This is a genomic window from Nocardioides panacihumi, from assembly GCF_039530925.1.
In the GTDB taxonomy this organism is placed as follows: Bacteria; Actinomycetota; Actinomycetes; order Propionibacteriales; family Nocardioidaceae; genus Nocardioides; species Nocardioides panacihumi.
On record NZ_BAAAPB010000004.1, the window covers coordinates 104,246 to 127,303 of the forward strand.

Annotated in this window: 22 protein-coding genes and 1 tRNA gene; 15 read left to right on the plus strand and 8 right to left on the minus strand. The window is 71.5% G+C overall.

Features of this window, described 5'->3' with window-relative positions; translation table 11 throughout:
* Positions 1-60: 60 nt before the first annotated feature.
* Positions 61-690 (minus strand): malonic semialdehyde reductase, encoded by a 630-nt coding sequence (locus tag ABD205_RS16510; protein WP_344046631.1) that lies wholly within the window; start codon positions 688-690, stop codon positions 61-63.
* Between the two features lie 95 nt (positions 691-785).
* On the opposite strand from ABD205_RS16510, the gene ABD205_RS16515 reads away from it, so the two are divergent.
* The 7 genes from ABD205_RS16515 (at position 786) to ABD205_RS16545 (ending at position 5,797) form a co-directional block, all read left to right on the plus strand.
* A complete protein-coding gene (locus tag ABD205_RS16515; RefSeq protein WP_344046633.1) occupies positions 786-1,136 on the plus strand; it encodes a winged helix-turn-helix transcriptional regulator in 351 nt (116 codons plus the stop codon).
* A gap of 114 nt (positions 1,137-1,250) precedes the next feature.
* A complete protein-coding gene (gene eno / locus ABD205_RS16520) occupies positions 1,251-2,528 on the plus strand; it encodes a phosphopyruvate hydratase (RefSeq protein WP_344046635.1) in 1,278 nt (425 codons plus the stop codon).
* A 105-nt stretch (positions 2,529-2,633) separates the two neighbouring features.
* Positions 2,634-3,221: an FtsB family cell division protein gene (locus ABD205_RS16525; RefSeq protein WP_344046637.1), complete on the plus strand. Its 588-nt coding sequence runs from the start codon at positions 2,634-2,636 to the stop codon at positions 3,219-3,221.
* On the plus strand, positions 3,218-3,712 hold the full coding sequence (locus ABD205_RS16530) for a DUF501 domain-containing protein (RefSeq protein WP_344046639.1): 495 nt from the start codon (positions 3,218-3,220) through the stop codon (positions 3,710-3,712). Before ABD205_RS16525 ends, ABD205_RS16530 begins: the two co-directional genes overlap by 4 nt.
* A 4-nt stretch (positions 3,713-3,716) precedes the next feature.
* Entirely contained in the window at positions 3,717-4,649 is a 933-nt protein-coding gene (locus ABD205_RS16535; protein ID WP_344046641.1) for a Ppx/GppA phosphatase family protein, read from the plus strand.
* 57 nt (positions 4,650-4,706) lie between these two features.
* Positions 4,707-4,780 (plus strand) — tRNA-Leu (locus ABD205_RS16540).
* A 156-nt stretch (positions 4,781-4,936) separates the two neighbouring features.
* Positions 4,937-5,797: a Bax inhibitor-1/YccA family protein gene (locus ABD205_RS16545; protein ID WP_344046643.1), complete on the plus strand. Its 861-nt coding sequence runs from the start codon at positions 4,937-4,939 to the stop codon at positions 5,795-5,797.
* 379 nt (positions 5,798-6,176) lie between these two features.
* Here the strand turns inward: ABD205_RS16545 and ABD205_RS16550 are convergent, their stop codons facing one another.
* Positions 6,177-7,184 (minus strand): SGNH/GDSL hydrolase family protein, encoded by a 1,008-nt coding sequence (locus ABD205_RS16550; protein WP_344046646.1) that lies wholly within the window; start codon positions 7,182-7,184, stop codon positions 6,177-6,179.
* A 63-nt stretch (positions 7,185-7,247) separates the two neighbouring features.
* On the opposite strand from ABD205_RS16550, the gene ABD205_RS16555 reads away from it, so the two are divergent.
* Positions 7,248-8,645, plus strand: a complete 1,398-nt coding sequence (locus ABD205_RS16555) for a cystathionine beta-synthase (RefSeq protein ID WP_344046648.1) — start codon at positions 7,248-7,250, stop codon at positions 8,643-8,645.
* A gap of 57 nt (positions 8,646-8,702) precedes the next feature.
* Here the strand turns inward: ABD205_RS16555 and ABD205_RS16560 are convergent, their stop codons facing one another.
* A complete protein-coding gene (locus tag ABD205_RS16560; RefSeq protein ID WP_344046649.1) occupies positions 8,703-8,981 on the minus strand; it encodes a hypothetical protein in 279 nt (92 codons plus the stop codon).
* A gap of 681 nt (positions 8,982-9,662) precedes the next feature.
* Between ABD205_RS16560 and ABD205_RS16565 the strand changes: the two genes are divergently transcribed.
* The 3 genes from ABD205_RS16565 to cydD are packed head-to-tail and all read left to right on the plus strand — an operon-like array spanning position 9,663 to position 15,385.
* Positions 9,663-11,114 carry a cytochrome ubiquinol oxidase subunit I gene (locus tag ABD205_RS16565; RefSeq protein WP_344046650.1) on the plus strand — a complete coding sequence of 484 codons (1,452 nt, stop codon included), beginning with the start codon at positions 9,663-9,665 and terminating at the stop codon, positions 11,112-11,114.
* Between the two features lie 12 nt (positions 11,115-11,126).
* Positions 11,127-12,176 (plus strand): cytochrome d ubiquinol oxidase subunit II, encoded by a 1,050-nt coding sequence (gene cydB, locus ABD205_RS16570; RefSeq protein WP_344046652.1) that lies wholly within the window; start codon positions 11,127-11,129, stop codon positions 12,174-12,176.
* Positions 12,173-15,385, plus strand: coding sequence for a thiol reductant ABC exporter subunit CydD (gene cydD / locus ABD205_RS16575; protein WP_344046654.1), 3,213 nt, complete (start codon positions 12,173-12,175; stop codon positions 15,383-15,385). Before cydB ends, cydD begins: the two co-directional genes overlap by 4 nt.
* Before the next feature lie 217 nt (positions 15,386-15,602).
* On the opposite strand, the gene ABD205_RS16580 is transcribed toward cydD, so the two are convergent.
* Both ABD205_RS16580 and ABD205_RS16585 read right to left on the minus strand, forming a co-directional pair.
* Positions 15,603-16,250 carry a PilZ domain-containing protein gene (locus ABD205_RS16580; protein WP_344046656.1) on the minus strand — a complete coding sequence of 216 codons (648 nt, stop codon included), beginning with the start codon at positions 16,248-16,250 and terminating at the stop codon, positions 15,603-15,605.
* A gap of 97 nt (positions 16,251-16,347) precedes the next feature.
* Positions 16,348-16,710 carry a YchJ family protein gene (locus tag ABD205_RS16585; RefSeq protein ID WP_344046658.1) on the minus strand — a complete coding sequence of 121 codons (363 nt, stop codon included), beginning with the start codon at positions 16,708-16,710 and terminating at the stop codon, positions 16,348-16,350.
* Positions 16,711-16,754: 44 nt separating this feature from the next.
* Here ABD205_RS16585 and ABD205_RS16590 point away from each other — a divergent pair, with 44 nt between their 5' ends.
* Complete coding sequence (locus ABD205_RS16590; protein ID WP_344046660.1) at positions 16,755-18,155, plus strand: magnesium chelatase ATPase subunit I; 1,401 nt, start codon at positions 16,755-16,757, stop codon at positions 18,153-18,155.
* On the plus strand, positions 18,148-20,151 hold the full coding sequence (locus ABD205_RS16595; RefSeq protein WP_344046662.1) for a VWA domain-containing protein: 2,004 nt from the start codon (positions 18,148-18,150) through the stop codon (positions 20,149-20,151). Before ABD205_RS16590 ends, ABD205_RS16595 begins: the two co-directional genes overlap by 8 nt.
* A 76-nt stretch (positions 20,152-20,227) precedes the next feature.
* Here the strand turns inward: ABD205_RS16595 and ABD205_RS16600 are convergent, their stop codons facing one another.
* Genes ABD205_RS16600 through ABD205_RS16610 form a run of 3 tightly spaced genes read right to left on the minus strand, consistent with a single transcriptional unit; the run spans position 20,228 to position 21,571 of the window.
* Entirely contained in the window at positions 20,228-20,647 is a 420-nt protein-coding gene (locus tag ABD205_RS16600; RefSeq protein WP_344046664.1) for a VOC family protein, read from the minus strand.
* An 11-nt stretch (positions 20,648-20,658) separates the two neighbouring features.
* Complete coding sequence (locus ABD205_RS16605; protein ID WP_344046666.1) at positions 20,659-21,132, minus strand: helix-turn-helix domain-containing protein; 474 nt, start codon at positions 21,130-21,132, stop codon at positions 20,659-20,661.
* 7 nt (positions 21,133-21,139) lie between these two features.
* Positions 21,140-21,571, minus strand: a complete 432-nt coding sequence (locus ABD205_RS16610) for a cupin domain-containing protein (protein ID WP_344046668.1) — start codon at positions 21,569-21,571, stop codon at positions 21,140-21,142.
* Between the two features lie 56 nt (positions 21,572-21,627).
* Between ABD205_RS16610 and ABD205_RS16615 the strand changes: the two genes are divergently transcribed.
* Positions 21,628-22,407, plus strand: a complete 780-nt coding sequence (locus ABD205_RS16615; protein ID WP_344046670.1) for a TSUP family transporter — start codon at positions 21,628-21,630, stop codon at positions 22,405-22,407.
* Positions 22,407-23,036 (plus strand): IMPACT family protein, encoded by a 630-nt coding sequence (locus tag ABD205_RS16620; RefSeq protein ID WP_344046672.1) that lies wholly within the window; start codon positions 22,407-22,409, stop codon positions 23,034-23,036. Before ABD205_RS16615 ends, ABD205_RS16620 begins: the two co-directional genes overlap by 1 nt.
* Positions 23,037-23,058: the final 22 nt, after the last annotated feature.

Consider the following 23,058-nt stretch of genomic DNA (forward strand, 5'->3'; position numbering starts at 1 on the left):
CGAGGATGCGCCGACTCGAGGCGCTGGTGGTGCGAGGATGCGCCGACTCGGCGTGGGCGGTCAGGCCCAGGCGACAGCCTTGTCGACGTCGACACGAGGAAGCCGGTCGAACCAGGCGCCGTCGCCCGGGTGACCGATGTTGACGACCATCAGCGTGGTCCAGTCGCCCTCGGGGAAGAACGCGGCGTCGATGGCGTCCTTGTCGTAGCCGGCCATCGGACCGGCGGCGAGGCCGGCGGCGCGGACGGCGAGGATGAACGCGCCGGCCTGGAGCGCGGCGGAGAAGTTGCCGGCGCCGTGACGGGCGGCCTCGTCGGAGGCGAAGTAGTCCTTCATCTCCGGACGGATCGGGAAGACGTTGGGGATCTCCTCGTGCCAGTTCTGGTCGTAGGCGACGATCGCGGTGACCGGGGCGGACGCGGTCTTGGCGCGGTTGCCCTCGGCCATGTGCTCGACGAGCCGGTCCTTGCCCTCCGGCGTACGCACGAAGACGACGCGCATCGGCTGGGTGTTGGCCATCGTCGGGGTGAAGCGGGTCAGCTCCCAGATGTCGCGGAGCTGCTCGTCCGACACCGGCACGTCGGCGAAGGTGTTCACGGTGCGGGCGTGCGTGAAGACGATCTCGCGCCCGCGGGCGTCGAGCGGCTCGAGGACGATGGGGCTGGTCGTGGACGCAGTGGTGGCGGTCATGCTGCTCTCAACTTCCGGGTCGCTCTGGACATTCCCGTAACTACGGAAATAAAAGTGACCCGGAATATCGGGGCCACGCCGTACGCTCTTCAGTCATGACCGCCGGTGACGTCCGTCACGAGACCCGAGAGTGTGCCGGGGCCCTGGCGCGCGCCTTCGGCTTCCTCGGCAAGCGGTGGAACGGCGTCCTCCTGGGGGTGCTACTCGGCGGCCCGGCGGGGTACGCCGAGCTCAAGCGCGCCGTACCCGGGATCAGCGACTCCATGCTGTCCGAGCGGCTCTCCGAGCTGACCAGGGCCGGGCTCTTCGAGCGCACCGTCGATGCCGGCCCGCCGGTGTCGGTGACCTACCAGCTCACGCCGTCGGGCCAGGCGCTCGCGCCGGCCTTCGAGGCCATCACGACGTGGGCCGAGGAGAACCTCGCCTCCGGCGAGTGCGCCCAGTAGCACCGATCACGGCACCCGTTCCCGGCACCGGCGAGACGCCCGGCGCGAGGCATCCGGTCGGCCCACTAGGCTGGCGGGCGGTCCCACCGACCTCACCGACCTAGGAGTGCATCAGTGTCTGCGATCGAAGCTGTCGGCGCCCGCGAGATCCTCGACTCGCGCGGCAACCCCACCGTCGAGGTCGAGGTCCTCCTGGAGGACGGCACCTTCGCCCGTGCCGCCGTCCCGTCCGGCGCCTCCACCGGCGCGTTCGAGGCCGTCGAGCTGCGCGACGGCGGCGAGCGGTACGCCGGCAAGGGCGTCGAGAAGGCCGTCGAGGCCGTCGTCGAGACGCTGGCCCCCGTCGTGGAGGGGCTCGACGCCGACGACCAGCGGCTGGTCGACCAGGCGATGATCGACGCGGACGGCACGCCCAACAAGGCCAACGTCGGCGCCAACGCGATCCTCGGCGTCTCGCTGGCCGTCGCCCGCGCCGCGGCCGACAGCTCGGGCCTTCCGCTCTACCGCTACGTCGGCGGGCCGAACGCCCACCTGCTGCCGGTGCCGATGATGAACATTCTCAACGGCGGCGCCCACGCCGACACCAACGTGGACATCCAGGAGTTCATGATCGCGCCGATCGGCGCGCCGACCTTCCGTGACGCCGTCCGCTCGGGCGCCGAGGTCTACCACGCGCTCAAGTCGGTCCTGAAGGCTCGCGGCCTGGCGACCGGCGTCGGTGACGAGGGTGGCTTCGCACCCGACCTGCCGTCGAACCGCGCGGCGCTCGACCTCATCGCCGAGGCGGTCGGGAAGGCCGGCTACGAGCTCGGCAAGGACGTCGTCCTCGCGCTCGACGTCGCGGCCTCGGAGTTCCACGCCGACGGGGGCTACACCTTCGAGGGCGCGTCCAAGACTTCCGACGAGATGATCGCCTACTACGCCGACCTGGTTGCGTCGTACCCGATCGTGAGCGTCGAGGACCCGCTCGACGAGGAGGACTGGGACGGCTGGAAGGCCATCACCGACTCGCTCGGCAGCAAGACCCAGCTCGTCGGCGACGACCTGTTCGTCACCAACGTCGAGCGCCTCGCCCGCGGCATCCAGGGCGGCCAGGCCAACGCGCTGCTGGTGAAGGTCAACCAGATCGGATCCCTGACCGAGACGCTCGACTCGGTCGAGCTGGCCCACCGCAACGGCTACCGCTGCATGATGAGCCACCGCTCCGGCGAGACCGAGGACACCACGATCGCCGACCTGGCCGTCGCGACGAACTGCGGCCAGATCAAGACGGGTGCCCCGGCACGGTCCGAGCGCGTCGCGAAGTACAACCAGCTCCTCCGCATCGAGGACGAGCTCGCCGAGGCCGCGCGGTACGCCGGTCGCGGCGCGTTCCCGCGCTACCAGGGCTGACGCTCTCGGGACGTCATACGGGCTGGCTGCTCAAACAGCCGGACCGTATGACGTCCCTGCGTTTCACTCCCCGGATCGGGCAGGGGCATCGGGGAGAATCGGCCCATGGCCGATCAGCGACGCAGCTCCACGCGGGGGCCCCGCGGTCGCACCGGCCCAGGACGTACGCCGGCAGCGCGCCGCGCCGCGGAGGCCCGTGCGGCTGCCGCGGCCGCCGCTGACCGGATCGCGAAGATCGACCCCCGGTCCCATCCCAAGCTGACCGGCCGCGCCGCCGTGCTCGTGCTCGTCGTCGCCGTGCTGGTCGTGTCGTTCGCGTCCTCGCTCAAGGCCTACCTGCAGCAGCGCGACCACATCGACGCGCTCCGGGCCCAGATCGCCCAGCGCTCGCAGACGATCGACCAGCTCCGGACCGAGAAGGAACGCTGGCAGGACCCGGCCTTCGTCGAGAAGGAGGCGCGCCAGCGGTTCGGCTACGTCATGCCGGGGGAGACCTCGTACGTCGTCCTCGACGCGAGCGGCAACCGCATCCAGCCCGAGTCGGAGCTGACGTCGCCTGACGCGATCGGCTCGCACAAGCCGAAGGCCTGGTGGGAGGATGCGTGGGCGTCGGTCCAGCTCGCCGGTGACCCGCCGGCCCTCGACGAGCGTGCGCCCGCGCGGAAGATCAACGGACTGAAGGGAACGCAGTGATCGATCCTGCCGACGAGGCGGCCGTCGCCGCTCAGCTCGGTCGGCTGCCCCGGGGCATCCACGAGATCGGCCACCGCTGCCCGTGCTCGTTGCCGGACGTCGTCACGACCGAGCCTCGACTGCCCGACGGCACGCCGTTCCCGACGACGTACTACCTGACCTGCCCGCGCGCCGCCTCCCGGATCGGCACGCTCGAGGGCGAGGGCGTCATGAAGGAGATGCAGGACCGGCTCGGCACCGACCCGGAGCTGGCCGCGGCCTACAGCAACGCGCACGAGCGCTACCTCGCCGCACGGGCCGAGCTCGGCAGCGTCCCCGAGATCGACGGCATCTCCGCCGGCGGGATGCCCGACCGCGTCAAGTGTCTGCACGTGCTGGCCGGCCAGGCCCTCGCCCAGGGTCGCGGGGTCAACCCGCTCGGCGACGAGGTGCTCGACGCGCTGGGCGCGTGGTGGGACAGCGGGCCGTGCGTCGACGTCTCCCAGGCATGAGGGGATGACGGTCGTCGCCGCGATCGACTGCGGCACCAACACGATCAAGCTGCTCATCGGCAGGCAGGAGCCGGAGGGCCTCGTCGACCTCGTGCGCGAGGCCCGGATGGTCCGGCTGGGCCAGGGCCTGGACGCCTCGGGCGTCATCACCGAGGAGGCGCTCGGGCGGGCGTTCGCCGCCATCGAGGAGTACGCCGGCCTCATCCGTGACCACCGTGCCGAGCGTGTCCGCTTCGTGGCCACGTCGGCCACCCGGGACGCGGAGAACTCCGGCGTGTTCACCTCGGGCGTGCGCGACCGGCTCGGGGTCGAGCCGGAGGTCGTGTCGGGGGCCGAGGAGGCCGCGCTGGCCTTCGAGGGCGCCGTCCGGCACCTGCGTCACGAGCCCGACCTCCCGGTGCTCGTCGTCGACATCGGGGGCGGGTCGACGGAGCTGATCCGTGGGGCCTCGCTCACGGCGCCGCCCTCGGCCGCCCATTCGATGGACATCGGCTCGGTCCGGCTGCACGAGCGGCATCTGCGCTCGGACCCGCCGACGATGACCCAGGTCGCGGCGTGCGTGCGCGACATCGACGACCACCTCGACCAGAGTCCTGTCACGCCGACACGGGCGGCCGCGGTCGTCGGCGTGGCCGGCACGATCACGACGCTGGCGGCGGGGGTGCTCGACCTGCCGGCGTACTCCCGTGAGGCCATCGACCAGGCCGTGCTCGCCGTCGGCGACGTCCATGCGCTCGTCGACCGGCTGGTCGCGATGACGGTCAACGAGCGGCTCGCCCTGCCGTGGATGCACCCGGGGCGCGCCGACGTGATCGCCGCCGGCGCGCTGATCCTGAGCCGGGTGCTGCGCCGCGCCCCCGTCGAGCACCTGGTCGTGTCCGAGAGCGACATCCTGGACGGCATCGCCTGGTCGCTCCTCGACGAGGGCCCCCACTAGCCTCGGGGCGTCATACGAGTCGGCGGTCAGGGCAGCCGTACCGTATGACGCCCTGAGGCCCCCGTATCCCAATCGGCAGAGGAAGCCGCCTTAAAAGCGGTTCAGTCTGGGTTCGAGTCCCAGTGGGGGCACCTGGATCGATCGATGATCGATACAAAAGTCAGATCTTTCTCGGCGTGGGGGCGGAACGTCCCGGCCCGACCGGACGTTCCACCCCATGAGAGGTGCCTAGGATGGCGCCATCAGGTGTCGTCAGAGCGACGGCCCTCGGCCTCCAAGGAGAGACCATGCAGAGCAACAACCCGGTGTTCCGTCGATCCGAGGGCTTCAACAAGAACGCCTACGGCAACGCGACGTACGCCGGCAACGGGCAGGCCTACTCGGGCTACGGCTCGGGCTCCGGCTACTCCGACCCCAGCACGTGGGGGACGGGCACGCCGGGCGCACCCGCCCGTGTCGGCGGCCCCATGACCATCGACTCCGTCGTCCAGAAGACCGCGATCGCACTCGGCGTCGTCATCGTGACCGCCTTGGTGACATGGATCCTGACCCCGTCGCTCGACGCCGCGACCGTGAACCTCGGCCCGATCATGGCGGCCGTCACGATCGGCTCGCTCGGCGCCTTCGCGCTGTCGATGGTCAACTCGTTCAAGCGTGTCATCAGCCCGGCGCTCGTCATCGCGTTCGCGGCGTTCGAGGGTGTCGCGCTCGGCGGCATCAGCAAGCTGTTCGACGCGACGTACGGCGGCGGCGTCGTCTCCGGCGCCGTCATCGGCACCTTCGCGGCGTTCGCCGGCACGCTGGCCGCCTACAAGTTCTTCGACATCAAGGTCGGGTCGAAGTTCCGTACGTTCGTCATGGCGGCTGTCTTCGGCCTCATCGGCCTGTCGCTCATGGAGCTGGTGCTGAGCCTGTTCAACGCCGACCTCGGCCTCTTCGCGGTCAGCGGTCTGGGCATGCTCACCGCCGTCGGTGGTCTGGTGCTCGGCATCTTCATGCTGATCCTCGACTTCGACTTCGTCGAGCAGGGCGTCCGCAACGGTCTCGACGAGCAGGAGTCGTGGCGCGCGGCGTTCGCGATGACGGTCAGCCTGGTCTGGATCTACACCAACCTGCTGCGGATCCTCGCCTTCTTCAGCGACAACTGACATCAGCGACGAGCGGCCGCCGGGACTCCCGGCGGCCGCTTCGTCGTCTGCGGCCGCCGACCGTCTCGGTGATACTCCCGTGCGCCGCCCAACTATCACCGTGACACTTCGAGCGGTCGGTGATAGATCGCAACTATCACCGGTCGCGCGAACTATCACGGTGATACTTGGGCGCCCCCGGTGCAGCCCGGACACCGGTCGCGCCAACCATCACCGTGACACTTCGAGCGGTCGGTGATAGATCGCAACTATCACCGGTCGCGCGAACTATCACGGTGATACTTGGGTGCCCCCGCTGCAGCCCAGGCACCGGTCGCGCCAACTATCACCGTGACACTTCGAGCGCTCCCAGCCGAGACCGGCCGGACGGGCAGCCGCCTCAGTCCGCCGCGGCCTCGACCTCGGGCGCCTCGGGATGTACGGCGCGGCGCCGGCGCCGGCGCAGAGTGACCCACAGACCCCGTACGCCGAACCGGCGCGGCGGCATCTCCGTCGGGTCGAGCTCGGTGCCCTGCCGGTTGACGGCGCGCAGCGCAGCGGCCGCGATCGGAAGGACCACCCGGCCTCGGATCACCTCGAGGTCGGCCTCCTGGTCGCCGACCAGGCCGATCGCGGCCAGCGTCGAGGGCACCAGCACCGCCGCGAGCGCCGCGTAGCCGTGCGCGCTGGGATGGAACTTGTCCGGTCCGAAGAAGAAGCCCGGCTGCGCGCGGAACTCCGCGCCGAGGATGTCGGCGAGAGACAGGGTGCGACCGCCCGCGCGGATCGTGTGCACCGTCTGCTCGGCCGCGATGCGTCGCGACCAGGCACGGGCGATCTGGCGCAACGGGGGCAGGATCGGCTGGATGGTGCCGAGGTCGGGGCAGGTGCCGACGACGACGCCGATGCCCGCCTCGCGCAGCCGGCGCACACCGCGTGCCAGGTGGCGGACGGACACGGACGGGCGCTTGAGCCGCACGACGTCGTTGGCGCCGATGAGGATGACCGCGACGTCGGGCTTCAGCGCCAGCGCGCGGTCGACCTGCAGGTCGAGGTCCGCGGAGAGGGCGCCGACCACCGCGATCTCGTCGAGGCGGACGGGTCGCCCGGTCTGCTCGGAGATGCCGCCGGCGAGCATGGCGCCGGGCGTCTCCTTGACGTCCTCGAGCCCGTAGCCGGCGGCGGAGGAGTCACCGAGCAAGGCGACCTTGATCGGCGTGCCACGCCGGCCGTGGCCGTACCACCCGGTCGCGTCGGGGGGCGGCTTCATCTCGACGGCGTGCACGGTCGCGTGTGCGAACTTGGCCTCGGCGGCCAGCAGCGCGACCAGCCCCACGGCGGTGGCACCGAGGCCGCCGGCCGCAAAGGTGGCGGCCTTGGTGGGGAGGCCTCGGCTGCGTGAACGCACGTCCACACCATAGGAGAGCGCGCAGATGGGCCTGGCAGGGGCCCGTCGCCGTACGCTGGCGATGTGGAGTATGTGAACTCGCTCATCGACCTCATCGGCAACACCCCGCTGCTGAGGCTCGGACGCACCCTCGACCTGCCGTCCGGCGACACCCAGGCCGGCCCGCTCGTCCTCGCCAAGGTGGAGTACCTCAACCCAGGTGGCTCCGTGAAGGACCGGATCGCCACCCGGATGATCGAGGCCGCCGAGGCCTCGGGTGCGCTCCAGCCAGGCGGCACGATCGTGGAGCCGACCTCGGGCAACACCGGCGTCGGCCTCGCCATGGTGGCCCAGCAGAAGGGCTACAAGTGCGTCTTCGTCTGCCCTGACAAGGTCAGCGAGGACAAGCGCAACGTGCTGAAGGCGTACGGCGCCGAGGTGGTCGTCTGCCCGACGGCCGTCCCCCCCGAGCACCCCGACAGCTACTACAACGTCAGCGACCGGCTCGCGAGCCAGCCCGGTGCGTGGAAGCCGGACCAGTACTCGAACCCGAACAACCCGCGCTCGCACTACGAGGACACCGGTCCGGAGATCTGGCGTCAGACCGAGGGTCGGATCACGCACTTCGTCGCGGGCGTCGGCACCGGCGGGACGATCAGCGGCATCGGCCGTTACCTCAAGGAGCAGAACCCGGACATCCAGGTGATCGGCGCCGACCCGGCCGGCTCGGTCTACTCCGGCGGCACGGGCCGTCCCTACCTGGTCGAGGGCGTCGGCGAGGACTTCTGGCCGGAGACCTACGACCGCGGCGTCGCCGACCGGATCATCGAGGTCTCCGACGCGGACTCGTTCGCCTTCACGCGGCGGCTCGCGCGGGAGGAGGCGCTGCTCGTCGGCGGCTCGTCCGGCATGGCGGCGTACGCCGCGAAGCAGCTCGCCCACGAGCTCGCCGCGGCGGGACGCACCGACGCCGTGATCGTCGTGCTGCTCCCCGACTCGGGGCGTGGCTACCTGACCAAGGTCTTCAACGACGCCTGGCTGGCGCAGTACGGCTTCCCGACGGGCGGCGAGACCCCGTCCCAGACGGTGGGGGAGGTGCTGCGCGGCAAGAGCGGCCAGCTGCCCGACCTGGTGCACACGCACCCGAGCGAGACGGTCGCGGAGGCGATCCACATCCTGCAGGAGTACGGCGTCAGCCAGATGCCCGTCGTCCGTGCCGAGCCGCCCATCGTCGCCGCCGAGGTCGCCGGCTCGGTCTCCGAGCGGAGCCTGATGGACGCGCTGTTCACGGGCAACGCGCGGCTCACCGACTCGGTCGACGAGCACATGTCGCCGGCGCTGCCCACCATCGGCTCGACCGAGGACGCCGGCGCCGCGGTCAAGCTGCTCGAGTCCGCCGACGCCGTGCTCGTCCACGAGGACGGCAAGCCCGTCGGCGTACTCACCCGGCAGGACCTGCTGGCCTTCCTCAGCGCCAAGTAACGACCACCCACAGCGGGCCGCAGCCGATCGGCTGCGGCCCGCTGTTGCGTTCTGCCATCAGTGGCTGACGAACAGGTACGCCGTGTAGGCGAGGCCGAAGAGGAAGCCGGTCAAGGCGAGGCAACCCACGAGAGCACGCCACCATCGTGGTGCCTGCGACAGGGTGAATGATGCGATGAGAGCCACCGCAAACGTGCCGCCGAACGGCATGCTCCAGGTCAGCAGCGCGAACACGGCCAGGAACCCGAGGACGACGGCGTGACCGCCCGCGCGCGAGTCGTTGCGCGGACCGGCGGCGGGTTCGGCTGAGGACTTGGGGATCGGTTGCATCGACATCACGCCAACTTCTTCGAGCCGTCCCAGTACCCGACGATGCCCATCCGGTAGGTGTACGACTGAATGCAACCCACTTTGCCAACGAGGTTGTGGCACAGCTTCACCTTGAACCAGGAGATGTGTCCCCATCGCGGATACTGGGGATGTGTCTTGCCGTCCGGCCCGGCTGATGTGTACCGCGCGTCCGAGTCGATGATCTCCCAACCCCATGCGGCCGCTCACCTGCCCAGTTGTGGGCGGACTGCGAGGCTCGAGTAAGACCCGAGCCGGGCGCCCGATGTGCAGACGCCGCTGGCGGCGTCGGCATGTGCGCGTGGACTCAGGCACGCGGCGCCTATCAGCGCGAACGCGAAGAGCGCCATCGCAAGGACGGACCTCATCTCTCGACTCCGATTCTCCTCATGTGTGAGCAAGTCGACCGAGTGGCCGCTCGCTCGTCATGATACCCAATCAATTGGGTTGGAGGCTGAAGGACAGATAGAGGGCGAAGATCGCTGCGGGCGAGCGGGCCGGCGCACGGGGCGAAGGCGTGCCGACGTTGCGCCCAAGTCGGCCTGAGCCGGCATGGGCCGGCTGCCGGTCTCACGTGCTTGTGAAGAGATTCACAAAGTGACTATAGTCCCACGGATCGAGGCCCTTTGCGTCCTTGTGAATGGATTCACAAGGAGTATCGTGCCCCGAGTGGACAGCGTCTTGGATCTCGCGCGGTGGCAGTTCGGCATCGTCACCGTCTATCACTTCTTCTTCGTCCCGCTCACGATCGGGCTCAGCTTCATCGTCGCCCTCATGGAGACGCTCTGGCTGAGGACGAAGCGTGAGGAGTGGCTCCGGATCACGAAGTTCTTCGGCAAGCTCTTCCTCATCAACATCGCGATGGGGGTGGTGACCGGCATCGTGCAGGAGTTCCAGTTCGGCATGAACTGGTCGGACTACTCCCGCTTCGTCGGTGACGTCTTCGGGGCGCCGCTCGCCATCGAGGCGCTGCTGGCCTTCTTCCTCGAATCGACCTTCATCGGCCTGTGGATCTTCGGCTGGGACAAGCTGCCGCGCGGCCTGCACGCGGGGTGCATGTGGATCGTGCACCTCGGCACGCTCGCCTCCAGCTGGTTCATCCTGGCCGCCAACTCGTGGATGCAGCACCCCGTCGGCTACCGCTACAACCCGACGTCCGGGCGGGCCGAGCTCACCGACTTCTGGGCCGTGATGTTCAACAAGGTCCAGCTCGGCACGTTCCCGCACGTCATCGGGGCGGCGTACATGACCGGCGCCGCCTTCGTGATCGGCGTGAGCGCGTGGCTCTACGTCCGCGGGCGTCGCGACGACCAGTCGCTGCACCGGCGCTCGACGCGCCTGGGCGCCTGGGTGCTCCTCGGCTCGGGTCTCGTCGTGGTCTTCACCGGCGACGTCCAGGGCAAGATCATGACCGAGGTCCAGCCGATGAAGATGGCCGCCGCAGAAGCGCTCTGGAACACCTCCGACACGTGCGCGCCGTTCTCGCTCTTCACCATCGGCACCCGGGACGGCAAGGAGAAGAAGTGGGCGCTCGAGGTGCCCTGCCTGCTGTCGTTCCTGGCCACCGGCCACTTCGACGAGAAGGTCGACGGCATCAACCAGCTGAGTCAGCAGTACCGCGAGAAGTACGGCTCCGACCCGAACGCCCGCACCTACTCCCCGGGCGACTACACCCCGATCATCCCTGTCACGTACTGGTCGTTCCGCTGGATGATGGGGCTCGGCTTCGCCGGCGCCGGCGGAGCGGCGCTGATCCTGTGGCTCACCCGCAAGGGGCGTACGCCGACGTCGCGCTGGTTCCCGGCGCTCACGATCTCGGTGCCGCTGTTCGTGCTCCTCGCCAACTCCGTCGGCTGGATCTTCACCGAGATGGGGCGGCAGCCGTGGGTCGTCTTCGGCCTCATGACGACCCGCAACGCAGTGTCGCCGGGCGTCTCGGCGGGCGAGGTGTGGACCTCGATGCTGTCCTTCACGCTGCTCTACCTGGTCCTCGCCGTGATCGAGGTCGGGCTGCTGATCCGTGTCATCCGCAAGGGACCGGAGGAGTTCGTCGAGCCGCCGTCACCGAGCCTCCGGCCACCGGAGGACGACGCCGACCGCCCCCTGACCTTCGCCTACTGAGGAGACTGACCCGTGTTCGGACTCGACCTGTCCACCGTCTGGTTCTGCCTCATCGCCGTCCTCTGGATCGGCTACTTCACCCTCGAGGGCTTCGACTTCGGCGTCGGGATGCTGCTGCCGGTGCTCGCCCGTGACGACCGCGAGCGCCGCGTCATGATCAACACGATCGGCCCTGTCTGGGACGGCAACGAGGTCTGGGTGCTCACCGCGGGCGGTGCCACCTTCGCGGCCTTCCCTGAGTGGTACGCGACGCTCTTCTCCGGCTTCTACCTGCCGCTGCTGCTCATCCTGCTGGCGCTCATCGTGCGCGGCGTCGCGTTCGAGTACCGCCACCAGCGGCCCGGCGCGACCTGGGCCGGCTGGTGGGACCGGGTGATCATCGTCGGGTCGTTCGTGCCGTCGCTGCTGTGGGGCATCGCCTTCGCCAACATCGTGCACGGTGTGCCGATCGACGCCGACAAGGAGTTCACCGGCAACCTCTGGACCCTGCTCAACCCCTACGCGATCCTCGGCGGACTGGTCACGCTGACGCTCTTCCTCACCCACGGTGCGATGTTCGTGGCGCTCAAGACGGAGGGCGACATCCGGCACCGTGCCCGCGTGTTCGCGGTCCGTGTCGGCCTGGTCGCCGCGCTGCTCGCGGTGGTGTTCCTGGCCTGGACGCAGGCGCACACCGGCGACGGTGGCTCGGCCGTGCTCTTCGTCGTGGCGGCCCTGGCGCTCGTCACCGGCCTGCTGATGGCCACCCGCGCCCGGGAGGGCTGGGCCTTCCTCGGCACCTTCGTGGCGATCGCGTGCGCAGTGGCGGGCCTCTTCGTGGCGCTCTTCCCCGACGTCATGCCCACGACGTTGGCCGACGGCGTCTCGCTGACCACGTCGAACGCCTCGGCGACCGACTACACCCTCAAGGTGATGACGATCGTCGCCCTGATCTTCACTCCGCTGGTGCTCTGCTACCAGGCCTGGACCTACTGGGTCTTCCGCCGCCGCATCGGTGTCCACCACCTGCCGGACGCCGACCTCGAGCACGGCGAGCTGCGGCCGAAGCCTGCAACCGCATGAGGCCGACCGACCCCGCCGTACGCCGGCAGCTCGCCGTCGCCGCCCGGCCGCTGACCGTCGTCCTGCTCTGCGGGGTCGCGGGCGCGCTGCTCCTCGTCGGGCAGGCGTGGGCGGTGACCGAGCTGGTGCTCGCGGCTCTGGCGTCCACCTCGCTGACGGGCTGGGCCGCGGCGGTCGTGGCCGTGTTCGCGGCCCGGGCGCTGGTCGGCTGGGTCTCCGACGTCGCGGCCGCGCGGGCGGCGGCGCTGGTCGGAGCCGACGTACGCCGGCGGGTCGTCCGCGCCGCCCTCCGCGGTGAGGTCTCCGGCTCGTCGGGTGCCGTCACCGCGCTGGCCACGCGCGGTGCGGCGGCGACCGAGCCGTACCTCACCCGCTACGTGCCCGCGCTCGTGCTCGCCGGCGTGCTGCCGACGCTCGTGGTGGTCGCCATCGCGGTGCTCGACCCGCTCTCCGGCCTCATCGTGCTCGCCACCCTGCCGCTCATCCCGGTCTTCGGGATCCTGGTCGGGCTGGCCACGCGCGAGCGTGCCGAGTCGCAGTGGCGGGCGATGGCCGATCTCGCGGGCCACTTCCTCGACGTCATGCGCGGACTCCCGACGCTCGTCGCGTTCCGCCGGGCGCGGGCGCAGTCGTCGGTGATCGCGGCGGTCACCGACCGCTACCGCCGTCGCACCATGCGCACGCTGCGCATCGCCTTCGCCTCCTCGGCCGTCCTCGAGCTGGTCGCGACCCTGTCCGTGGCGCTCGTGGCGGTCACCGTCGGCCTGCGGCTGGCCGGCGGCTCGCTCTCACTGCAGACCGCGCTCGTCGTGCTCCTGCTCGCCCCCGAGGCCTACTGGCCGCTGCGCCGCGTCGGTGCGGAGTTCCACGCGGCCGCCGAGGGAGCCGCCACCTTCGCCGAGACGTCGATCCCCACGGCCCGAGAGGTCGATCCCCACGGCTCGAGAGGTCAATCCCTCGCGGTCGTCGACGCTGGCGTCACCTATCCCGGACGGCTCGCACCGGCCCTCGCGCCGATCTCGCTCGATGTCCCCGCCCGCGGCGTCACCGCCATCGTCGGCCCGTCCGGCTCCGGCAAGTCGACGCTGCTGGCGGTGCTGGCGGGTCTCCTCCCGCCCACCACCGGGTACGCCGACCTGCCGGCGCCCGACCGGATAGCACTGCTGCCCCAGCGTCCGGTGTTCCTGGCCGGCACCGTGGCGGACAACCTCCGACTTGCTCGCACGGACGCGACCGACGACGAGCTGAACGCGGTGCTGCGCCGGGTCGCGCTCGACGACCGGGTCGCCCTCGACGACCAGCTGGGCGAGGACGGGCTGTCGCTGTCCGCGGGGGAGCGGGCGCGACTGGCGCTGGCTCGGGTGGTGCTCTCGGACCGGCCATGGGTGCTCCTCGACGAGCCGACGGCGCACCTGGACGGCGACACCGAACGGCTCATCGCCGACACGGTCGCCGAGCTCGGGCGGTCGCGGGCCGTCGTACTCGTCGCGCACCGGCCGGCCCTCGTCGCCCTCGCCGACAACGTCGTCGAGCTGGCGGCCGCGCGTGTCACGCGCCCGGAGAGGTCACCCCGGATCGACGTCTCGGGCCGTGGGGATCGACCTCTCGCACCGGACGGATCGACGTCTCGGGCCCCACGGATCGACGTCTCGGCGGTGGTCGGGGGGCTGGCGAGCACGGCGGGGGTGGCCCTGACGGCGACCGCGGGATGGCTGATCGTGCAGGCGTCGTACGAGCCCGCCGTGCTCACCCTGCTGGTCGCGATCGTGGCCGTGCGGGCGTTCGGGATCGCCCGGCCTGCGCTGAGGTACGCCGAGCGGCTGATCTCCCACGACCGCGCGCTGCGGCTGCTCGCGGCGCGGCGGGTGCAGGTCTACGACGCGGTCGTGCCGCTCACGCCGGGGCGGCTGGGCAAGCGGCGCGGTGACGTGCTCGCGGCGATCGTGGACGACGTCGACGCCGTGCTCGACGACGAGCTGCGGGTCAAGCTGCCGGTCCGGTCCTTCCTCGTGATGGGGGCTGTCGCGGTCGGGGTGACGGCGCTCCTCGACCTGCGAGCGTCCGCGGTCGTGGCCGCACTGTGCGCGGTCGGCGGGCTCGCGTTTGCGATCGCCCGGGTCGGCGCGAGAAGGGCCGAGCAGGCGGCGGTGACCGGGCGCGCCGCCGTGTCCGAGCGGGTCGCCGAGGCCGTCCAGGCAGCGACCGAGCTCCGCGTGTGGCAGGCCGAGGAGCGGGCGGTCGCCGGGATCGACGAGGCCGGTCGGGAGGTCGCGGCCGCGACCGTCGCCACTGCGCGCCGGCTCGGACTCGCCCGTGCTCTGGTCCTGCTCGCCGCCGGCTTCGGCGTCGCGGCCGTCGCCAGCCTCGCCGCCGGCCACGTCAGCGGACCGGTCCTCGCCCTGCTGATCCTCACCCCGCTCGCGCTGGCCGAGCCGGTCGGGACGCTCGCCGACGCCGGCGCCCTGGCCGCGCGCACGGCCGCCGCGCAACGCCGCCTGCACGACCTCGAGACCCGCGAGCCGGCCGTCGCCGACCCGGTCGAGCCCGAGCTCGTCGACGGCGCGAGGGTCGAGGCCACCGATCTGACGGTCAGATGGGGGGACCGGCACGTGCTGGGCGGGCTCGACCTCAGCCTCGCCTCCGGCGATCGGGTCGGCGTGACCGGCCCGAGCGGCTCGGGCAAGAGCACGCTGGCCGCCCTGATGCTGCGTTTCGTCGACCCGGACGCCGGCGAGGTCCGGCTCGGCACGCGCCCGATGCCGGCGCTCGCGCTGGACGACGTACGACGCACCGTCGGGCTCGTCGACGACGACCCGCACGTCTTCGCCTCCAGCGTGGTCGAGAACATCCGCCTCGCCCGGCCGGCCGCGGACGACGCCGAGGTCGAGGCCGCGCTGCGCCAGGCGCACCTCGGCGACTGGCTCGACGACCTCCCGGACGGGTTGGGGACCCGGCTGGGCGACGGTGACGCCCAGGTCTCCGGCGGTGAGCGGGCCCGGCTCGCGGTCGCGCGGAGCCTGCTGGCCGACCACGACGTCCTGGTGCTCGACGAGCCGACCGCTCACCTCGACACCGCGACGGCGGATGCGCTCGCCCGCGAGGTGCTGCAGGCAGACGGCCGGAGCGTCCTCTGGATCACACACGACACGGCCGGGCTCGACATGGTCGATCGTGTGGTCGAGCTGGCAGGGGCGCGAGAGGGGCGATGATCAGGACCGCCGAGTCGGCGCAACCTGGCGTTCTAGGACCGCCGAGTCGGCGCAACCTGGCGCTCTAGAACCGCCGAGTCGGCGCAACCTGGCGTTCTAGGACCGCCGAGTCGGCGCAACCTCGCAGGCTTGCGTGCGAGGATGCGCCGACTCGGCACTCTCACGGTGCGAGGATGCGCCGACTCGGCACTCACGGTGCCAGGGCAGCACGCGGCGCTCAGTCCCGCGCGAGACGCCGCCGCTGCACCTGCTCGGCCATCAGCGCCCGGCGCAGGTCACGTGCCTGCGGCTCGCTGAGGTCGAGCACCACGACGACGTCGGCGGCCGGGTCGCCGTTGGCGCGCTCGCTCGGCCAGCTGCGCAGCACGGTTCCCTCGACGTCGAACCGCTCCTGCCGGATCTCGAACACCGCCGAGACACTCGACCCGGCGGGGCACGCTTCGGCCTCGCGCGGCGCGACGCGGACGCGCAGCGCCGCCTCGCTCACGTCGACGAGGTGGCCGTCCAGGACCCCGCCGACCGCGCCGGCCACGGTCAGAGCGACGTCCCCGTCGAGCGGGAGCCGGAAGTGGGCGCGCCGCTGGGCGCGGGTCGTCTCGCCCTGAGGTGTGACGACCCACATCGCGACGAGCCCTTCGCGGACCGTCTCGACCAGCTGCGTCGGCAGGCTGTAGGCGCCGCCCTCACACGTCCAGGTGACCTCGATGGTGGCTCCGGGCGCGGGTCCGTCCTCCAGCGGGAGGTCGAACGGGCGGGCGACGGTCAGCGCGTACGGGTCGATCGCCTCCGCCCGGCTCTGCCAGGTGCGTCCCTCGACGTCGCGCAGGACGAGCAGGGAGTGCAGAGGAGGAAGCATCGGTGTCATCTGGCGATCGTCGGAGGGGATCGGACACTCGATTGTCCGCGATCGGGGCACGCCGCGCTGGGGAAGGGACCAGGAGAGGACCATGGGCCCAACCCGGTCAGCCCAGGTCGCCGTCCACGTAGACCCACCGCCCGGCCCGCTGCTCGAACCGGCTCCGCTCGTGGAGCTCGCCGGCCCCGCTGCGGGACAGGTACGCCGCGCTGAACTCCACCCAGTCCTCGCCGTACCCGTGGACCTCCAGCCCGGTCCAGGTCAGCTCCGGATCGAGGGTGACGTCCTCGGGCCGGGTGCGGGGATGCCAGGTCGCGAAGACGAAGCCCGGGTCGCCGACGGCGTACGCCGAGTAGCGCGCCCGCATCAGCTCCACCGCGGTCCCGGCCTGCGCGGCCCCGCGATGCAGCCGCCCGCAGCACGCGTCGTACGTCGCTCCTGAGCCGCACGGGCAGGTCTGGCCGAACACGCCGGAGACTCTATCCGCTTGCGCGCCGGGCGTAGCGTGAGACCGTGCCCGAGACCCCCACGCAAACCACCCTCGGAGAGCTGCGCGCGAGCGGCCACGTCCACCGCACCCTGCGCCAGGAGATCCGCCACAACCTGCTCGCGAAGCTGCGCAGCGGAGAGGATCCGTGGCCCGGCCTGCACGGGTTCGAGGACACCGTGATCCCGCAGCTCGAGCGCGCGCTCATCGCGGGCCACGACGTGGTCCTGCTGGGCGAGCGCGGCCAGGGCAAGACCCGGCTGCTGCGCACCATGGTCGGCCTGCTCGACGAGTGGACGCCCGTCATCGCCGGCAGCGAGCTCGGCGAGCACCCGTACGATCCGATCACGGTCCCGTCGCGCCGGCGCGCCGCGGAGCTCGGTGACGAGCTGCCGATCGAGTGGCGCCACCGCGACGAGCGGTACGCCGAGAAGCTGGCGACCCCCGACACCTCGGTGGCCGACCTGATCGGCGACGTCGACCCGATGAAGGTGGCGGAGGGCCGCTCCCTCGGCGACCCGGAGACGATCCACTTCGGCCTCGTCCCGCGCAGCCACCGCGGCATCGTCGCCATCAACGAGCTGCCCGACCTCGCCGAGCGGATCCAGGTCGCGATGCTCAACGTGATGGAGGAGCGCGACATCCAGATCCGCGGCTACGTGCTGCGGCTGCCGCTGGACGTGCTGGTCGTGGCGAGCGCGAACCCCGAGGACTACACCAACCGCGGCCGCATCATCACGCCGCTCAAGGACCGCTTCGGCGCCGAGATCCGCACCCACTACCCGGCCGAGCTCGAGGCCGAGGTGGCCGTGGTCAGGCAGGAGGCCGAGCTCGTCGCCGACGTGCCCGACCACCTCGTCGAGATCCTCGCCCGCTTCACCCGCAACCTGCGGGACTCCTCGGCGGTCGACCAGCGCAGTGGTGTGTCGGCGCGGTTCTCGATCGCGGGCGCCGAGACGATCGCGGCCGCCGCGCTGCACCGTGCGACGGTGCACGGCGAGGAGCCCGTCGCCCGCGTCGTCGACCTGCACACCGCGGTCGACGTGCTCGGCGGCAAGGTGGAGTTCGAGTCGGGAGAGGAGGGGCGTGAGGCCGAGATCCTCACCCACCTGCTGCGCACGGCGGTCGCGGAGACGGTGCGCATGCACTTCCGCGGCCTCGACTTCGCGCTGCTGGTCGACGCGATCGAGAGCGGCGCCATGGTGACCACGAGCGGTCGCATGACGGCGCTCGACTTCCTCACGGGCCTGCCGCGGCTGGGGGAGTCGGACATCTACGACCAGGTCTGCGACCGGCTCGGCGCGACCAACGACGGCCAGCGCGCGGGCGCGATCGAGCTCGCCCTCGAGGGCCTCTACCTGGCCCGCAAGATCGGCAAGACGGAGTCGGACTCCGGGTCCGACGGCGCCGAGGTCGTCTATGGCTAGGTACAGGAAGTACGCCGGCGGCGACCCGCTCGCTCCGCCCGTCGACCTCGCCGAGGCACTCGACGCGATCGGTCAGGACGTCATGGCCGGCTACAGCCCCGAGCGGGCCATGCGGGAGTTCCTCCGCCGCGGCGGCCGCGACCAGCAGGGGCTCGACGACCTGGCCCGCCGGGTCGCGGCGAAGCGTCGCGAGCTGACCCAGCGGCACAACCTGGACGGCACGCTCCAGGAGGTCCGCGAGCTGCTCGACCGCGCCGTCCTGGAGGAGCGCAAGCAGCTGGCCCGCGACGCCATGATGGACGACGCCGACCGTGCCTTCCGGGAGATGCGCCTGGACTCGCTGTCGCCCAACACCGCGGCGGCGGTGACCGAGCTGTCGTCGTACGACTGGCAGAGCCGGGAGGCCCGCGAGGCCTACGAGCAGATCAAGGACCTCCTCGGCCGGGAGATGCTCGACCAGCGCTTCGCCGGCATGAAGCAGGCGCTCGAGGGCGCCACCGACGAGGACCGTGCGGCCGTCAACGAGATGCTCACCGACCTCAACGGCCTGCTCGAGAAGCACGCGATGGGCGAGGACACCCCCGAGGACTTCGCCGACTTCATGGACAAGCACGGTGACTTCTTCCCGGAGGACCCGCAGGACATCGACGAGCTGCTCGACGCGCTCGCCCAGCGCTCCGCCGCCGCCCAGCGGATGCTCAACTCGATGTCGCCCGAGCAGCGCGCGGAGCTGATGCAGCTCTCGCAGCAGGCGTTCGGCTCGCCGGCGCTGATGGAGTCCCTCGCGCGGCTCGACTCGAACCTGCAGATGCTGCGGCCCGGAGAGGACTGGGGCGGCTCGGAGGAGTTCGAGGGCCAGGAGGGGCTCGGTCTCGGCGACGGCACCGGCGTGCTGCAGGACCTCGCCGAGCTCGACCAGCTCTCCGAGCAGCTCTCGCAGTCGTACGCCGGCAGCCGGCTCGACGACGTCGACCTCGACGCGCTCGCACGGCAGCTGGGCGAGGACGCTGCGGTCGACGCCCGCACGCTGGCCGAGATCGAGCGCGCCCTGCGTGACACCGGTCAGCTCGAGCGCGGCTCCGACGGCGACCTGCGGCTCACCCCGAAGGCGATGCGTCAGCTCGGCAAGGCCCTGCTGCGAGACGTCGCCGAGCGGATGAGCGGGCGGCAGGGTCAGCGCGACCTGCGGCGCGCCGGCGCCGCGGGCGACCTCTCCGGTGCGACGCGGCAGTGGGCGTTCGGCGACACCGAGCCGTGGGACGTGCCGCGGACGATCACGAACGCCGTGCGGCGTACTGCCGGGGAGGGCGGGCTCGGCGCCGGGGTCAGGCTCACCGTCGACGACATCGAGATCCAGGAGACCGAGGACCGCACCCGGGCGGCGGTGGCCCTCCTGGTCGACACGAGCTTCTCGATGGCGATGGACGGACGATGGGTGCCGATGAAGCGCACCGCTCTGGCGCTGCACACGCTCATCCGGTCCCGGTTCCGCGGCGACGACCTGCAGCTGATCAGCTTCGGTCGTGCCGCCCGCACGATGGAGATCGAGGAGCTCACCGCCCTCGACGCCATGTGGGACAAGGGCACCAACCTGCACCACGCGCTGCTGCTCGCCAACCGGCACTTCCGCAAGCACCCGACCGCGCAGCCGGTGCTCCTCATCGTCACCGACGGTGAGCCGACGTCACACCTGGAGCCCGACGGCGAGGTCTTCTTCGCCTACCCGCCGCACCCGCTGACCATCGCGTACGCCGTCCGCGAGCTCGACAACGCCCGCCGGCTCGGTGCCCAGACGACGTTCTTCCGGCTCGGCGAGGACCCGGGCCTGGCGCGGTTCGTCGACTCGATGGCCGCGCGGGTCGAGGGCCGGGTCGTCGCGCCGGAGCTCGACGACCTCGGCGCGGCCGTGGTCGGCTCCTACCTCGGCTCGCGCTCGGACCGCCCCGGGTTCGACGGGTACGGCGGCTGGGGCGGCCGCGGCTGGTGGGCCGGCTAGCCGGACGTCATACGAGCCGGCTGTTCTGACGACCACCCCGTATGACGTCCGGCTCGCCCATGAGCACATCGGAGCATCACTCCGGCAGCGGCTGCATGATCCGGAACGAGTTGCCGGACGGGTCCCGGAAGCCGGCGTCGATTCCGTACGGCCGACGCTCCGGCAGGTCGGTGAACTCGACACCCTTGGCCGACATCTCCTCGTAGGCCTTCTGCACGTCGTCGGTCTCGAGGAAGATGCCGCCGGAGTGCCCCTTCGCGAGCAGCGACTTGATCTCCGCGACCGTCGAGTCCGGGAAGACCGGCGCTCCGGGGATGTCCATCAGCACCAGCGTCGGGAAGTCCTGCCCGGGGGCTCCGACGGTGACCCAGCGGAAGCCGCCCAGCTCCGGGAAGGACGCGTCCTCGCGGATCTCGAAGCCGACCTTCTCGGTCCAGAAGGCCACCGCCTCGTCCTGGTCGAGCACCCACACCTGGGCGGTGTTGATCTTGATCATCTGCCTGCTCCTCACGTGTTCTCGGACCCGGGCGGGTCCGTCGTGGACGACGCTACGGACGCGGCGGGGGCACCGTCTTCTCGAAACGTGCGCCGTTGCGGACGGCCGTGCACCCGTACGACGCAGCTCGGCAGCGTCACCCGGTCGGCGATCGCCGGGTACGCCGCGCGGTACTCCGTCGGTGTGCTGCCGAACATGCGCTTGAAGCTCGTCGTGAAGCTCCCGACCGAGGCCAGGCCGACCAGCATGGTGATGTCGGCCACGCTGCGGTCGGTGTTGCGCAGCAGCGCGGCGGCCCGCTCGAGCCGCCGCGTGAGCAGGTAGCCGTGCGGGCTCTCGCCGAACGCCTGCTTGAAGAGCCGGCTGAAGTGCGCGGGGGACAGCCCAGCCGCGCGGGCCAGGGCGGCGACGTCCAGCGGGTCGGCGTACCGCGCCTCGATCTGGTCCTTCGCCCGCAGGAGGTGACGCTCGACCGGCTGGGTCATGACAGCCTCACCCGAGGCTGTCCAGGTTCACGACGATCGCCTCCTGCGTCGTCCGCGCGATCACGACGACGGCCTCCTCGGAGGGGTCGGGGTTCTCCTCGCGGTGCGGGACGTACGGCGGCACGAACACGTAGTCACCCGGTGAGGTCTCGATCCGGCGCTCGACGGGTGGCTCGGCGTCGGTGTCCAGGAAGACGAAGACCGGGTGACCGGAGACCACGTAGATGGCCGTCTCCGACTCGCCGTGGTGGTGGTCGCCCGACGACGTGGCCGCGGGGACGTGCGTCTGGCCCATCCACAGGTGCTCGGCGCCCACGCTCCTGCCGCTGATCGCCTCGAGCCGACGCATGCCACTGGTCTGAGCGGTCTCACTGGAGAGGCCGCCGACCAGTCCGCTCGCGGCGATGTGGTGGAGGCGCTGGTGGAAGGGGTCGGCCACGGTCGAAGTCTGCACCCCCCTCGTGCCGCGCGGCGACCCCCTTGCACAATGGCGCGGTGTCCGACCCGAGCACGATCGCCCTCACGTTCCTCGGGATGGCGGCGGTGGCGGCGGGCTTCGTCGACGCGGTGGTGGGCGGTGGGGGGCTGATCCAGCTGCCGGCACTGCTGCTCGGCATGCCGGGCGCCGCGCCCGTTCAGGTCCTCGCGACCAACAAGCTGTCGTCGGTCTTCGGCACGACGATGGCGTCGACGACGTACTACCGCCGGGTGCGGCCCGACCCCCGGACCTTCGTGCCGTTGATGATCGCGGCCTTCGCCGGCTCGACCGCCGGCGCGACCGTCGCTTCGCACCTCCCGGCCAGCGTCTTCGAGCCGATCGTCCTGATCGCGCTCATCCTGGTCGGCGCGTGGGTGCTGCTGCGGCCGAGCCTGGGCGAGGTGACGGAGCTGCGCTTCGCCGGCCACCACCACACGCTGGCGGCGATCGCCGTGGGCCTCGGGGTCGGGTTCTACGACGGCGCGCTCGGTCCGGGCACCGGCAGCTTCTTCGTGATCAGCCTCGTCGGGCTGCTCGGCTACAACTTCCTGGAGGCCTCCGCCAAGGCGCGCATCGCGAACGTCGCCACCAACCTCGCCGCCCTCCTCGTCTTCATCCCGCAGGGCGCGGTCGTCTGGCACGTCGGCCTGGTCATGGCCGCGTGCAACCTGCTCGGCGGCTGGATCGGCGCGCGGGTGGCGGTCTCCCGAGGGACGCGGTTCGTGCGGATCTTCTTCATCGTCGTGGTCTCGGGGTTCATCGTCCGGATCGGCGGCGGCCTGCTCGGGCTGTGGTGATGTCCGGCTACCTGACGATCGCCCGCGACGGCGAGGCCGAGATCGAGGTCAAGCGGTCCCGCTTCCTGGTGACCCTGCAGCGCGTCGAGGCCGAGGCCGAGGCGCGGGCCCTGGTCGAGCGGCTGCGGCGGGAGCAGTGGGGCGCGCGGCACCACTGCTCCGCCCTCCGGCTCGGGCCGCCGCAGCAGCCGGTCGAGCGGTCGAACGACGACGGCGAGCCGGCCGGCACGGCGGGCGCGCCGATGCTCGAGGTGCTACGCGGGGCAGGGGTCTGCGACGTCGCCGCGGTCGTCACCCGGTGGTTCGGCGGCACGCTGCTCGGCGCCGGCGGTCTCGTCCGCGCCTACTCCGACGCCGTACGCGCCGGGCTGGACGAGGTCGGCACCCTGCGTCGCGAGCTCGTCCGCGAGTTCACCCTGGCGGTGCCTCACGACGTGGCCGGCAGGCTCGAGACGGACCTGCGCGCGGCCGGGGTGACGGTGCTCGGGTCGACGTACGACGCCTCGGTGCTGCTCACCGTCGCCGCCCCACCCCTGGACGAGCCGCGGCTGGCCGCGCTCGTCGCCGAGCTCACGTCCGGCGCCGGCGTCCTGGTGCCCGGGGAGGACCGCTGGGTCGACCGCCGCTGACGGACGCGCTCCTGTGCCTTGT

Excerpts from the sequence above, each read along its gene's own strand:
- ABD205_RS16510 (WP_344046631.1), bottom strand. The coding sequence starts at position 690 with ATGACCGCCACCACTGCGTCCACGACCAGCCCCATCGTCCTCGAGCCG.
- ABD205_RS16515 (WP_344046633.1), top strand. The coding sequence starts at position 786 with ATGACCGCCGGTGACGTCCGTCACGAGACCCGAGAGTGTGCCGGGGCC.
- ABD205_RS16525 (WP_344046637.1), top strand. The coding sequence starts at position 2,634 with ATGGCCGATCAGCGACGCAGCTCCACGCGGGGGCCCCGCGGTCGCACC.
- ABD205_RS16535 (WP_344046641.1), top strand. The coding sequence starts at position 3,717 with ATGACGGTCGTCGCCGCGATCGACTGCGGCACCAACACGATCAAGCTG.
- ABD205_RS16545 (WP_344046643.1), top strand. The coding sequence starts at position 4,937 with ATGCAGAGCAACAACCCGGTGTTCCGTCGATCCGAGGGCTTCAACAAG.
- ABD205_RS16560 (WP_344046649.1), bottom strand. The coding sequence starts at position 8,981 with ATGTCGATGCAACCGATCCCCAAGTCCTCAGCCGAACCCGCCGCCGGT.
- cydD (WP_344046654.1), top strand. The coding sequence starts at position 12,173 with ATGAGGCCGACCGACCCCGCCGTACGCCGGCAGCTCGCCGTCGCCGCC.
- ABD205_RS16580 (WP_344046656.1), bottom strand. The coding sequence starts at position 16,250 with ATGACACCGATGCTTCCTCCTCTGCACTCCCTGCTCGTCCTGCGCGAC.
- ABD205_RS16595 (WP_344046662.1), top strand. The coding sequence starts at position 18,148 with ATGGCTAGGTACAGGAAGTACGCCGGCGGCGACCCGCTCGCTCCGCCC.
- ABD205_RS16600 (WP_344046664.1), bottom strand. The coding sequence starts at position 20,647 with ATGATCAAGATCAACACCGCCCAGGTGTGGGTGCTCGACCAGGACGAG.
- ABD205_RS16605 (WP_344046666.1), bottom strand. The coding sequence starts at position 21,132 with ATGACCCAGCCGGTCGAGCGTCACCTCCTGCGGGCGAAGGACCAGATC.
- ABD205_RS16620 (WP_344046672.1), top strand. The coding sequence starts at position 22,407 with ATGTCCGGCTACCTGACGATCGCCCGCGACGGCGAGGCCGAGATCGAG.